This is a genomic window from Kitasatospora sp. NPDC051164 (genome assembly GCF_044455625.1).
In the GTDB taxonomy this organism is placed as follows: Bacteria; Actinomycetota; Actinomycetes; order Streptomycetales; family Streptomycetaceae; genus Kitasatospora.
Genome location: NZ_JBITFB010000044.1, coordinates 16,449 through 29,088 on the forward strand (window position 1 = coordinate 16,449; position 12,640 = coordinate 29,088).

At 72.5% G+C, this 12,640-nt stretch carries 10 protein-coding genes; 7 read left to right on the forward strand and 3 right to left on the reverse strand.

From position 1 onward, the window contains the following. Positions 1–25: 25 nt before the first annotated feature. From ACIBEC_RS41450 to ACIBEC_RS41460, 3 genes are all read right to left on the reverse strand, one after another. Positions 26–745 (reverse strand): VOC family protein, encoded by a 720-nt coding sequence (locus tag ACIBEC_RS41450; protein WP_360505905.1) that lies wholly within the window; start codon positions 743–745, stop codon positions 26–28. Then, a complete protein-coding gene (locus ACIBEC_RS41455) occupies positions 679–1,569 on the reverse strand; it encodes a hypothetical protein (RefSeq protein WP_360505902.1) in 891 nt (296 codons plus the stop codon). The genes ACIBEC_RS41450 and ACIBEC_RS41455 overlap by 67 nt, the downstream gene beginning before the upstream one ends. A gap of 281 nt (positions 1,570–1,850) precedes the next feature. After that, complete coding sequence (locus tag ACIBEC_RS41460) at positions 1,851–2,078, reverse strand: hypothetical protein (protein WP_360505900.1); 228 nt, start codon at positions 2,076–2,078, stop codon at positions 1,851–1,853. Positions 2,079–2,446: 368 nt separating this feature from the next. On the opposite strand from ACIBEC_RS41460, the gene ACIBEC_RS41465 reads away from it, so the two are divergent. From ACIBEC_RS41465 to ACIBEC_RS41495, 7 genes are all read left to right on the forward strand, one after another. Continuing rightward, positions 2,447–3,433 carry a LuxR C-terminal-related transcriptional regulator gene (locus ACIBEC_RS41465; protein ID WP_396290272.1) on the forward strand — a complete coding sequence of 329 codons (987 nt, stop codon included), beginning with the start codon at positions 2,447–2,449 and terminating at the stop codon, positions 3,431–3,433. Positions 3,434–3,818: 385 nt separating this feature from the next. Continuing rightward, positions 3,819–5,576, forward strand: coding sequence for an LCP family protein (locus tag ACIBEC_RS41470; RefSeq protein ID WP_360505894.1), 1,758 nt, complete (start codon positions 3,819–3,821; stop codon positions 5,574–5,576). Between the two features lie 116 nt (positions 5,577–5,692). Further along, complete coding sequence (locus ACIBEC_RS41475; protein WP_360505892.1) at positions 5,693–6,178, forward strand: SRPBCC domain-containing protein; 486 nt, start codon at positions 5,693–5,695, stop codon at positions 6,176–6,178. A gap of 205 nt (positions 6,179–6,383) precedes the next feature. Further along, entirely contained in the window at positions 6,384–7,187 is an 804-nt protein-coding gene (locus tag ACIBEC_RS41480) for a VOC family protein (protein WP_360505889.1), read from the forward strand. Between the two features lie 119 nt (positions 7,188–7,306). Then, the gene (locus ACIBEC_RS41485) at positions 7,307–8,053 is read left to right on the forward strand and encodes a beta-phosphoglucomutase family hydrolase (RefSeq protein ID WP_360505886.1); all 747 of its coding nucleotides are present in this window, start codon (positions 7,307–7,309) and stop codon (positions 8,051–8,053) included. Between the two features lie 175 nt (positions 8,054–8,228). Then, positions 8,229–10,634, forward strand: coding sequence for a glycosyl hydrolase family 65 protein (locus ACIBEC_RS41490; RefSeq protein ID WP_360505883.1), 2,406 nt, complete (start codon positions 8,229–8,231; stop codon positions 10,632–10,634). A gap of 221 nt (positions 10,635–10,855) precedes the next feature. Further along, positions 10,856–12,568, forward strand: coding sequence for a pyruvate dehydrogenase (locus tag ACIBEC_RS41495; protein ID WP_396290288.1), 1,713 nt, complete (start codon positions 10,856–10,858; stop codon positions 12,566–12,568). Positions 12,569–12,640 lie beyond the last annotated feature (72 nt).

A 12,640-nucleotide genomic window follows, 5' to 3' on the forward strand; every position in this document is an offset into this window, starting at 1 on the left:
GTGCCGGCCCCGCGGCCTCGGCCGGTCAGGCCCCGTCCGGCACCGCGACGACGCCGAACTCGGCGCCCCACGGATCGCGCAGCACCGGCGGCTCCTCGCGGCCCGGGCGGATCAGCCGGGCGCCCAGCTCCATCGCCTGGCGCACGGTGTCCGCCGGATCGGAGGAGCCGAGGTGGGGCAGCCACAGCGGGCGGCCCTGGTCGCTCTCGACCACCCGGGCCTGCCCGACCCCGTCGAGCTCGAACTCCCCGTCGGCGGTGAGCCGGTAGCCGAAGAGCGCGCCGTAGAAGGACTCGGCGGCGGCGGCGAGCGGCACCCGCAGCTCGTGGCCGCAGATCGCGCCGGGCTCGTCGGCGAGCACCACGCCCTCGGCGCGGCTGCCCTCCCAGAACCCGACCGCGACGCCCGCGGGGTCGACGGCGAGGAAGAGCCGTCCGTTCGCCCCGACCGGGACCGGCGGCATCACCACCCGGCCCCCGTGCCGCCCGACCTGCGCGCAGCTGTGGTTCGCGTCCTTGGTCGCCAGGTAGATGTTCCACACCGCGCCGGGCGGCAGCCCGGTCGGCGCGGCACCGAAGCCGCCGATGATCTCCCCGTCCAGCATGGCCAGTTGGTAGTCCGTCGACTCGGTGACGAACTCCCAGCCGAACAGCGCCGAGTAGAAGTCCCGGCTGCCGCTCAGATCGGGAGTGATGCAGTCAGCCCAGCACGGTGCACCGATGGCATAGCGGGTACGTCGAGGCACGACTCGTCCTTCTCGTTGGTCATTGCGTGGTCGATCAGGCCCGCCGCCTCCTCCGCTCCGCCCACACCGGGCAGGTGCAGGCAGTGGGTCGGCGCTTCGGCGAGCAGGCCGGCCGATCCGGCCGGCCAGGTCTGGGTCGTGAACTCCCATGGTGCCAGGCGTACTTCCTCGTCGGCGCTGCGACACAGCCGAACCAGTGCCGGCGGCGCCAGCCGGGCCCGTACCGGGACGACCGGGCCGAGGCACTCCGGGCGCACCAGCAGCACCTCGCCGCCGATGGGCGAGGCGACCGTGCGCCACATCCCCTCCGGCAGTCCGGCGCCGCGCAGCCAGGCCGCGGCGGGTCCGCGCGCCTCCAGCGGGGCGAGGTAGGGCAGCACGTGGCCGCTGCGCCGGTCCAGCACCAGCAGCCGTCCGGAGACGAACGCCCAGGAGCGCTGCGCCAGCGCGGCGCCCACGTTGGCCTGCTCCGAGTACGGTCCGCCGAGCAGCGCGACGGTGGCGCCGCCCTTGGCCAGGACGACGGCCGGGGCCAGGCAGAACCGGTCCTGCAGCGCGGCGAACGGCGGTACGGCGGGCGGCACGTTGCCCCAGCCCCGGAAGGTGCGGCGCAGCAGGGGCGTGCCGTCGCTGCGGCGGACCAGGAAATCGACCGGGTCGCCCTTTCCGGGGGTGCCGGAGAATTCCACCCGCAGTTGGTCGGGGTCCTGGGAAATCCCGGTGAGGTGCGGGCCGAAATGGAACGAGATCTCGTCGCGGTCGGCCCGGACGAGGCCGACCTCGATGCCGAAGAAGTTCAGCACAATCGGTTCGATAACCGGCACTGTCGCTCCTGACGGGTTTGTTGCACATTCAATTTCTGATGGCACCCGGAGTTCGTCCCGGCCGCGACGGCCCAGGTGGGGCGTGCGGGGCCGGGGAGCTCCTGTCGGCGGCGCTGCGGTCGGTGCAGACGGGTGGGGGGTGCGCGGTGTATGGGGGTCGGCGCCCGGCTCAGTGGCCGGGCGCGTCCGCCGGGAAGTCCTTCACCGTCCGGTCAGGCTGCCCGGCTGCCGGGGTGCGGTGAGGAGACGTCATCTGCGGGACTTGTCGGCGGTGTTGCCGATCACTCCCAGCGCCAGTCTCCCGGCGTGTTGATGGCGGGCGCCTCGGCGAGCCGGGACATGTTGATCTCGTCGGCGAGGTGGCCCGGCACGGTGGCGGCCGGGAGGGTGACGCCCGTGCCGACGGTCGGCGCGTGGCCGGTCGCGGCCTGCGCGGACCCGGCCAGGACGCCACAGGCCAGGGCGATCGCGGCGGCGGTGGTGCAGGCGAACTTGCGACAGGAAAGCATGGATTCCCCCTGGACGAGCGATGTTTCGGAAGCGGATGCCGGGCATTTCCGCGGCCGCGGCGGTCGACCGCCGGTGAGGGCGGTCCGCGGTCATTGGCGGGCCCGGCCGGGGAGCTCGCCGCTCCCCGACAACCGAAAGTCTGCTGCACGCCGAGGGGCACCGGAAGGTGTTCGGGACGGCAGGAAGATCGCCCTGGCACGATGGTGCCATTACCCTTCCATTACCTTGTCCCGATCCGGCCGATCCGGGGGGCGGAACGGGGGGCGTCGGACGGTTGTCCCGGTCCGTTCGCCCTGGCATGATCAGGCGGCAACTCGTCCGGTCGAAGTTGCCGGTCGAGGGGACGGACTGCGGGGGTGGTGCGCCGATGTTGGACGGGATCGACGACGCGGCACAGGCGGTCTACCGGTTAATGCTGACTGATCATCACCTGGATGCCAAGGGCCTCGCCGAGGAGCTCGGCCTGACCGAGGGGCGGGTCCGCGGCGCGCTCGACCAGCTCGCCGACCTCCGCCTGCTCCGACCGTCCGAGGAACTCCCGGGCGAGCTCCCGGGCGGCCTGCGGCCGGTCGACCCGAGGGTCGGACTGCCCGCCCTGCTGCGCCACTACGAGTCCGTCCAGCAGCGTGCCCAGCAGGAGTTCGAGCGGCGCCAGGCGGCGATCACCACCCTGCTCGCCGAGTACCGGGACGAGTCGGCGCGGGAGGACAGCCAGCTGGAGCGGCTGATCGGGCTCGCCACGGTGCAGGCCCGACTGGACGAGCTGGTCCGCTCGGTCTCCAACGAACTGCTCACCTTCAACCCCGGCGGCGCCCAGTCCGCCGCCTCGCTCCAGGCCAGCCGCCCGGGCAACGAGGAACTGCTCGCCCGCGGCGTGGCGATGCGAACGGTCTACCTGGACAGCGTCCGCAAGGACCGGGCCACCGTCCGGCACGCCGAGTGGCTGACCGGACTGGGCTGCGAGGTGCGGACGGTGCCCGCGCTCCCGCTACGGATGATGGTCATCGACCGGCGGGTGGCCCTCGTCCCGATCGACCCGGCCAACACCCGCAAGGGCGCGGTGCAGATCTCCTCGCCCGGGGTGATCACCGCCCTCCTCTCGCTGTTCGAGCAGACCTGGGCCGACGCGACCCCCTTCGGGGCCCCGCGCGAGCGCGACGCCCAGGGCCTGACCCGCCAGGAACAGGAGCTGCTCCGCCTGCTCGGTCAGGGCTACACCGACGAGGCGGCCGGCAAGCACCTCGGTGTCTCCCTGCGCACGGTGCGCCGGATGATGGCCGACCTCATGGACCGGCTCGGCGCCCGTAGCCGCTTCGAGGCCGGCCTCCTGGCCGGGCGCCGAGGTTGGCTCTGAGCCTTGTGCGGGGCATGCCTCAGGGCCTGCCACGGGGCATGTCTCAGAGCCTGCCGCGGAGCATGTCCCGGGGCATGTCCCAGGGCCTGCTGCGGAGCCCGTCGCAGCGCCCGTCCGCACCCCGGGCAGGGAGCGCCGGAGTGGCGTAAGTCACGTCGGAATCGGGCGGTTTCGGGTGTTCTGCCTGGTGGTTGCCCGGGTGTCGGCGGGTTTGCCCGCCGACCGGGGGTCCGTGACCGTGTCGCACCTAAATATGATCGGAAGCCACGATCGTCGGTTGATGCCGACGGTCGTATGTGCAACCTGGGAACGGTTCGGGCCGTCTCTCTGTGTGCGGTGCGCCAGATCGTCCGGGGCGTCGCTTCCGTCGGTGAAAGGTACGCGCATGTCAGGTCAGTGGGGCGAGGGCCCGGCTCGGGGCGAGGACGCGCCCGGTGCCCTCACGGCGGAGGGCACCGAGAGCGGTGACGCCGTGCCGTCCCCGCGGTCCGGCGGACGGGCCGAGGCCCGCCGTGCCGCTGCCCAGGGCAAGGGCGGCCGCGGCGGCGGCAACGCGGACTCCGGGGCCGGCGGCCGGGCGGCGGCGCGCAAGAACGCCAAGCCGAAGAAGAACGTGAAGAAGATCGTCGCCTGGTCGGCGGCCGGTGTGCTGGTGCTGATCGCCGGCGCGGGCGGCGCGATCTACTTCAAGCTGAACGCCAACATCAAGTCCTTCGACGCCGACGCGATAGCGACCGACCGGCCGCCCGAGGCCAAGGCCGACGCGGACGGCAACAAGCCGGTCAACATCCTGCTGATCGGCTCGGACAGCCGCGGCAACGGGAACAACGACCTCGGCGGCGGCGAGGACGGCGGCGCCCGCTCGGACACCACGATCCTGCTGCACGTCTACGCCGACCACAAGCACGCCGTGGGCATCTCGATCCCGCGCAACACGATTGTCCAGCTGCCGTCCTGCAAGCTGCCCAACGGCAAGTGGAGCAAGGGCGGCAACAACGACCTGTTCAACGCCGCCTTCTCGACCGGCGGCACTGACGCCGGAAACCCGGCCTGCACCCAGAACACCGTGGAGAAGGTGACCGGCATCCGGGTCGACCACACCCTCGTGGTCGACTTCAACGGCTTCTCCTCGATGACCAAGGCCGTCGGCGGCGTGGACGTCTGCCTGCCGGAGCCGATCTATGAGGGGGACATCAACCCCAACCTGCACAAGAAGGGCGCGCTCGTCCTCCCGCAGGGCAAGCAGACCGTGGACGGCCAGAAGGCGCTCGACTACGTGCGCCTGCGCCACGGCATCGGCGACGGCTCGGACATCGGCCGGATGAAGCGCCAGCAGGCCTTCATGAGCTCCCTCATCAGCAAGATCAAGAAGGAGGGAATGGGCCCCACCACCCTCCTGCCGCTCGCCGACGCCGCCACCAAGTCGCTGACCGTCGACCCGGGCCTGGACTCCGCCGACAAGCTGCTCTCCTTCGGCCTGTCGCTGAAGAACATCGACCTGCACGACCTCAAGTTCGTGACGGCGCCCTGGCGTTACCGCACCCAGGACGCCAACATCGACCTCATCCAGCCGGACGCCAACAAGCTCTGGGAGACCCTCAAGGCCGACCAGACCATCGACGGCCAGAACGCCACCGGCCAGCAGCCGGACGGGGCCGGCAGCGGCACCAGCCCGGCTCCGCAGCAGCCCTCGCCCACCACCCCGCCCGCCCCGGTCGGGGACGCCTCCAACGCCGCGATCAAGGTGGCGGTCTACAACGGGACCGTCGTCAACGGCCTGGCCGGCAAGGGGACCGAGCAGCTGAAGGCCGCCAAGTTCACCGCCACTACGGGGGGCCAGGCGGCGAGCACCAAGTACAAGACCACCACGATCGAGTACGGCTCCGGGCAGAAGGCGAACGCCGAGAAGATCGCCGCGCTGTTCCCCGGCGCCGAGCTCTCCTCCGGCAGCTCGCGGGGCATCTCGGTGATCGTCGGCCAGGACTTCGCGTCGGCCGTCGGCCTCGGCGTCCCCTCCGCCGCGGCCGGCGGCGCCCCGGGCGCCTCGACCCCGCCGCAGCCGCTGCCCACCACCGTCACCAACGACGCCCGCTCGGCGGACGACGACATCTGCGCCAACACCACCTACGGCAGCGGCGGCTGACCGCAGCCACCGGACAGCGGGGACGACCCCCGGGCCGGCGCTCTCCGGGGCGCGTGGGCCCGGGGGTCGTGCCATGGTGGCCGTAGGCCTGTCCGAGGTCCCGAAAGGCGGACCCCATGCCCGAGATCGCCCTGCAGCTCGACATCGCCGCGCCCCGGACCGTCGTCCTCGCCGCACTCACCACGCACGACGGGCTGACCGCCTGGTGGACCACCGCCGTGGACCGGGAGGACGACATCCTGCTGTTCGACTTCCCCGAGGTCCCCGAGCCGTTCCGGCTCCGCGTGGAACGGGCCGACCGGGACCGGGTGGTGTGGACGAACGCCGGAGCCTTCCCGCCGCACTGGTCCGGCACCTGGATCAGCTGGGACCTCGCCGAGCAGCCCGAGCAGCCTCAGCACCCCGGACAGCCCGAGCAGCCCGGAGCGCCCGACCGCACCCGGCTGCTGTTCCGGCACGGCGGCTGGCAGCCGGGCAGCGAGGAAGGCGTCCCGGCGGTGGCCGGCACCTGGGCCGAACTGCTGGTCCGGCTCAAGGACTACGCGCAGAGCGGCAAGGTGCAGCCGTACTTCGTCACCGCCCGGCGCCACGACGCTCCGTAACCCGCCGCAGGTCGCCCGCCGGGGCCCCGTCCGGTGGCGGGATCGCGGCGCCGGGCCGATGGTGGCGGTGGGGCGCCGTCGCACCGGCCCCGTTCCCGCGACCACCGCCCCCTGTCTCCCCGCCCCCCTGTTTCCCCGCCCCCCTGTTTCCCCGCCCCCCTGTCTCCACAGCCGTCGGCCACCACCGCCTCCGGGAGGCCCCGCAATGCCCGTAGTCACCGATCCGTACCAGCCCGGCACCCCGTGCTGGGTCGACCTGATGGCGAGCGACCAGCAGGCCGCGCTCGACTTCTACCGCGACCTGTTCGGCTGGCAGGGCGAGGTCGGCCCGGCCGACTTCGGCGGCTACTCCGTGTGCATGCTCAACGACCGGCCGGTCGCCGGGATCATGGCGGCGGTCGCGCCGTCGGGCAGCAACGTGGCACCGTCCGTCGCCTGGACCACCTACCTCGCCTCGGACGACGCCGACGAGAGCAACCGGGCGATCGCCGCGGCCGGCGGCACGATCCTGTACGAGCCGATGGACGTCGGCACGATCGGCCGGATGATGGTCGCCGCCGACCCGACCGGCGCGGTGTTCGGCGTCTGGCAGGCCATGGACTTCATCGGTGCGGGCGTGGTCAACGAACCGGGCGCGCTGGTCTGGAACGAGCTCAACACCGCCGACACCGAAGCGGCCGCCCGCTTCTACCGGCCGGCGCTCGGGCTGCGCCCGGCGACCATCCAGGGCATGGACGGCTACTTCTCGTTCAACGTCGCCGACCGCACGGTGGGCGGCATGCAGCCGATCCCCGGCTATCTGGCGCCGGGCACCCCCTCGCACTGGATGACCTACTTCTCGGTGGACGACACCGACTCCACGGTGGACGCCCTGGTCAAGGCGGGCGGCTCGGTGATCCAGCCGCCGTTCGACATGCAGTCCGGCCGGATGTCCGTGGTCCAGGACCCGCAGGGCGCGGTCTTCGCGGTCGTCCAGGCGCCCGACACGCAGCTGCCCGACTCCCCGTAGTCATTCGCGTGCCCCCCGTAGCCGCCCGCGGCGCGGCCGGGCCGGCGGAAGCCGCCCTTCCCGCGACGCGCCGCCGGGAAATGGGCAGCTTCCCCCCGTTCCCGGGTAAGACTGCACCCATGCTGGGGCTACCGGACGACATCCGCGCTTTCCTCTTCGACCTCGACGGGGTGCTCACCCAGACCGCGAAGGTGCACGCCGCGGCCTGGAAGGACACCTTCGACGCCTTCCTATGCGCCGAAGCCGCCCGCACCGGCGGGCCGTTCGTCCCCTTCGACGCCGTCATCGACTACGACACCTATGTGGACGGCCGCCCACGCCTCGACGGCACCCGGGCTTTCCTGCACAGCCGAGACATCGACCTGCCCGAGGGCACCCCCGACGACCCGCCCAACTCCCGTACCGTCCAAGGGGTCAGCCGGGCCAAGAACGACACCGTGCTGCGCATGATCCGCGAGCAGGGCGTCCAGCCGTACGAGGGCTCGGTCGCCTACGTGCACCGGCTGCGCGCGGCCGGGCTGCCCAGCGCGGTGGTCTCCTCCAGCGCCAACTGCCGTGACGTGCTGCGGGCGGCGGGCATCGAGGAACTGTTCGACGTGATCGTGGACGGCACCGTCGCCAAGGCCGAGGGCCTGCCCGGCAAGCCCGCCCCCGACACCTACCTGTACGCCGCCCGCGTGCTCGGCGTCGAGCCCGCGCACGCCGCCGTCTTCGAGGACGCGCTCGCCGGGGTCGCCTCCGGCCGGGCCGGCGGCTTCGGCGCGGTGGTCGGCGTGAACCGCACCGGACAGGCCGCCGAACTGCGCCGCGATGGCGCCACCGTGGTCGTCGACGACCTCTCCGAACTCCTGCAGGAGCCCGTATGAGCGAGCGCAGCGAGGTGGGTGCATGAGCGAGCGTAGTGAGCGAGTCATCGAGGGGTGCGTCTGGGCGAATGCCTCTGCGAGCGCAGCGAGGTGGGTGCATGAGCGAGCGTAGTGAGCGAGTCATCGAGGGGTGCGTCTGGGCGAATGCCCCTGCCGAGCGCAGCGAGGTGGGTGCATGAGTCCCTCGGACAACTTCGCGATCGACCCCTGGCAGATCACCGAACTGGGCCTGGACCTGGCCGCGCTGGCCCGCTCCGAGTCCGTCTTCGCGCTCTCCAACGGGCACATCGGCCTGCGGGCCAACCTGGACGAGGGTGAGCCGCACGGCCTGCCCGGCACCTACCTCAACGGCGTCTTCGAGCTGCGCCCGCTGCCGTACGGTGAGGGCGGCTACGGCTACCCGGAGTCCAGTCAGAGCGTCATCAACGTGACCAACGGCAAGATCATCCGGCTGCTGGTGGACGACGAGCCATTCGACCTGCGCTACGGCGAACTCATCAGCCACAAACGCTGGTTGGACTTCCGCGAGGGGCTGCTGCACCGCGAGGCCGAGTGGGTCTCCCCGGCCGGCCGGACCATCCGGGTGCGCTCCTCCCGGCTGGTCTCGCTCACCCAGCGCGCCGTCGCCGCCGTCGAGTACAGCGTCGAGGCGGTGGACGGCCCGGTGCGGATCGTCCTGCAGTCCGAGCTGGTCGCCAACGAGCAGCTGCCCGGTGGCCCCGAGGGCGACCCGCGCGCCGCGGCCGTCCTGGAGGCGCCGCTGCAGTCCGAGGCGCACCACGCCACTGCCACCAAGGGCGTCCTGGTCCACCGCACCCGCTACAGCGGCATCCGGGTCGCGGCCGGGATGGACCACGTCATCGAAGGCCCGGAGAAGCTCGACACCGTCGCCGAGGCCGACCCCGACCAGTGCCGGATCAGCGTCACCACCGTGCTGGAGCCGGGACAGCGGCTGCGGCTGGCCAAGTTCATGGCCTACGGCTGGTCCGGCACCCGCTCGCTACCCGCCGTCCGGGACCAGGTGGAGGCCGCGCTGACCGCCGCCCGGTACACCGGCTGGGACGGACTGGTCGCCGAACAGGCCGAGTTCCTGCGGGAGTTCTGGGAGACCAGCGACATCGAGATCGAGGGTGACGTCGAACTCCAGCAGGCCGTCCGGTTCGCGATCTTCCACGTTCTTCAGGCCGGCGCCCGCAGCGAGGAGCGGGCCATCCCCGCCAAGGGGCTGACCGGCCCCGGCTACGACGGGCACAGCTTCTGGGACACCGAGACCTTCGTCCTGCCGGTGCTCACCTACTGCCTGCCCGCCGCCGTCAACCAGGCCCTGCGCTGGCGGCACACCACGCTCCCGCTGGCCCGCGAGCGGGCCGCCCAACTCGGCCTGTCCGGCGCGGTGTTCCCGTGGCGGACGATCCGCGGCGAGGAGTGCTCCGGGTACTGGCCGGCCGGCACCGCCGCCTTCCACATCGGCGCCGACATCGCCGCCGCCGTCGCCCGCTACGTCCGGGCCACCGCGGACGAGGAGTTCGAGCGCGAGTACGGGCTCGAACTCCTCGTCGAGACCGCCCGGATGTGGCGCTCGCTCGGCCACCACGACGTCGCCGGCAGGTTCCGGATCGAGGGCGTCACCGGCCCCGACGAGTACAGCGCCGTCGCCGACAACAACGTGTTCACCAACCTGATGGCGCAGGCGAACCTGCGCGCCGCCGCCGAGGCCGCCGTCCGCCACCCGCGCGAGGCCGCCGCCCTCGGCGTCGACACCGAGGAGACCGCCGCCTGGCGGGACGCGGCCGCCGCGATGTACATCCCGTACGACGAGGACCTCGGCGTCCACCCGCAGGCCGACGACTTCACCCACCACCAGGTCTGGGACTTCGAGAACACCCCGCCCGAGAAGTACCCGCTGCTGCTGCACTTCCCGTACTTCGACCTGTACCGCAAGCAGGTGGTCAAGCAGGCCGACCTGGTGCTCGCCATGCAGGTCCGCGGCGACGCCTTCACCGACGAGCAGAAGGCCCGCAACTTCGCCTACTACGAGCGCCTCACCGTCCGCGACTCCTCGCTCTCCGCCTGCACCCAGGCCGTCATCGCCGCCGAGGTCGGCCAGCTCGACCTCGCGTACGACTACACCGCCGAAGCCGCCCTGATGGACCTCCACGACCTCGGCGGCAACACCCGCGACGGCCTGCACATGGCCTCGCTCGCCGGGGCCTGCATCGCCCTGGTGGCCGGCTTCGGCGGCCTGCGCGACCACGACGAGACGCTGTTCTTCCGCCCCCGGCTGCCCTCCGGGCTGATGCGGCTGAGCTTCTCCCTGCTGGTGCGCGGACACCTGCTCGGCGTCCGGATCAGCCACGAGCAGACGACGTACACGCTGCGCCGCGGCGAGGTCCTCCACCTGCGGCACGACGGCGAGACGGTCCAGGTCAAGGCCGGCCGACCGGTCACCCTGCCCACCACCGCCCCGCCTGCCCAGGAGCGCGTCGCCCAGCCTCCCGGCCGCGAACCCGCCCGCCGCCAACCCCAGGCGGGCCTGGCCGCCGGCAAACTCGGCCAACCGGACCACCTCGCGGCCGAGTAGCGCCCGGCCCCCGACCTGCCCGACCCCCGACCTGTCCTGTCGCCCGACCTGCCCGACCCCCGACCTGCCCGACCCTCGACCTGTCCTGTCACCCGACCTGCTCTGTCACCCGTTCGGCGCACCCCGGCTGCGCGCACCCCCCGTCCGTCGGAGGGTGCAGGTGCCCATGACGATCGGCGCCCAGCGAAGGAGTCGCACCCGTGGCGAGCGTGGCCGAACAGATGGTGGAGGTGCTCCGGCAGGCCGGGGTGGAGCGGGTCTACGGCGTCGTCGGCGACAGCCTCAACCCCGTCGTGGACGCGATCCGCCGGTCCGAGGGCATCGGCTGGGTGCACGTGCGCAACGAGGAGGCCGGCGCCTTCGCGGCCGCCGCCGAGGCCGAACTCACCGGTCGGCTCGCCGTCTGCGCCGGCTCCTGCGGCCCCGGCAACACCCACCTCGTCCAGGGCCTCTACGACGCCCAGCGCAGTGGCCTGCCCGTCCTCGCCCTCGCCTCGCACATCCCGTCCGGCCAGATCGGCACCGGCTTCTTCCAGGAGACCCACCCCGAGCGGGTGTTCACCGACTGCAGCAACTGGTGCGAGATGCTCTCCACCCCCGCCCAGCTGCCCCGGCTGCTGCGGATCGCCATCCAGCACGCGCTCGGCTCGCACGGCGTCTCGGTGCTGGCCTTCCCCGGCGACGTCGCCGCGCTGCCCGCCGCCGGACCCACCGGCACCAGCCACTTCCTCACCGAGCAGGCCGTCGCCGCGCCGCCGTGGTCCCAGGTGCAGGAGCTGGCCCGGCTGCTCAACGCGGCCCGTAAGGTCGTGCTGTTCTGCGGCGCGGGGGTGCGCGGCGCGCACGCCGAGGTGATGGAGGCGGCACAGGCCCTGAACGCGCCGATCGGCCACTCCCTGCGCGGCAAGGAATGGATCCAGTACGACAACCCGTACGACGTCGGCATGAGCGGCCTGCTCGGCTACGGGGCCTGCCACGAGGCGCTGCACTCCGCCGACCTGGTGCTGCTGCTCGGCACCGACTTCCCGTACGACTCCTTCCTGCCGCAGGTCCACACCGTCCAGGTCGACCACGACGCGACCCGCCTCGGCCGCCGCACCGCGCTCGACCTGGCTGTCCACGGCGATGTCGCCGCCACCCTGCGGGCCGTCCTGCCGCTGCTGGACGCCGAACCCGACCGCGCCTTCCTCGACGGCATGCTGCGCAAGCACTGCCGCGCGCTGGAGGACGTGGTCGGCGCCTACACCCGCGACATCGAGAAGCACCTGCCGATCCACCCCGAGTACGTCGCCGCCGTCCTCGACGATGTCGCCGCCCAGGACGCGGTGTTCACCGTCGACACCGGCATGAACAACGTCTGGGCCGCCCGCTACCTGCAGCCCAACGGCCACCGCCGGGTGATCGGCTCCTTCCTCCACGGCTCGATGGCCAACGCCCTCCCGCACGCCATCGGCGCCCAGCTCGCCAACCCCGGCCGCCAGGTGATCGCGATGTCCGGCGACGGCGGCCTCGGCATGCTCCTCGGCGAACTGCTCACGGTGGCGAAGCACCGGCTGCCGGTGAAGACGGTGGTGTTCAACAACGGCGCGCTCGGCATGATCAAGCTGGAGATGCTGGTCTCCGGCTACCCGGAGTACGAGATCGACAACGGGGACGTGGACTACGCGGGGATCGCCCGGGCGATGGGGATCCCGGCCAAGCGGGTGGCCGAACCGGCCCGGGTGCGGGAGGTGCTGGCCGAGGCGCTCGAACGGCCCGGGCCGGCCCTGGTGGACGTGGTCACCGATCCCAACGCGCTGTCCATCCCGCCGCACATCACCGCCGCCCAGCTGAAGGGCTTCGCGCTGGCGGCCGGCCGGACGGTGCTCTCCGGCGGCGTCGGACGCATGATCGACCTGGCCCGGAGCAACCTGCGGAACATCCCCCGGCCCTGAGCGACGGGGGAGCGCCTCCGGGGCTTGCCTCTGAGGCAAAATTCTTGCCCGTGCGGCACGCCAGGTGTCCAC

Coding starts and splice junctions, on each gene's coding strand:
- ACIBEC_RS41460 (WP_360505900.1), bottom strand. CDS start 2,078: ATGCTTTCCTGTCGCAAGTTCGCCTGCACCACCGCCGCCGCGATCGCC.
- ACIBEC_RS41465 (WP_396290272.1), top strand. CDS start 2,447: ATGTTGGACGGGATCGACGACGCGGCACAGGCGGTCTACCGGTTAATG.
- ACIBEC_RS41470 (WP_360505894.1), top strand. CDS start 3,819: ATGTCAGGTCAGTGGGGCGAGGGCCCGGCTCGGGGCGAGGACGCGCCC.
- ACIBEC_RS41475 (WP_360505892.1), top strand. CDS start 5,693: ATGCCCGAGATCGCCCTGCAGCTCGACATCGCCGCGCCCCGGACCGTC.
- ACIBEC_RS41480 (WP_360505889.1), top strand. CDS start 6,384: ATGCCCGTAGTCACCGATCCGTACCAGCCCGGCACCCCGTGCTGGGTC.
- ACIBEC_RS41485 (WP_360505886.1), top strand. CDS start 7,307: ATGCTGGGGCTACCGGACGACATCCGCGCTTTCCTCTTCGACCTCGAC.
- ACIBEC_RS41490 (WP_360505883.1), top strand. CDS start 8,229: ATGAGTCCCTCGGACAACTTCGCGATCGACCCCTGGCAGATCACCGAA.
- ACIBEC_RS41495 (WP_396290288.1), top strand. CDS start 10,856: ATGGTGGAGGTGCTCCGGCAGGCCGGGGTGGAGCGGGTCTACGGCGTC.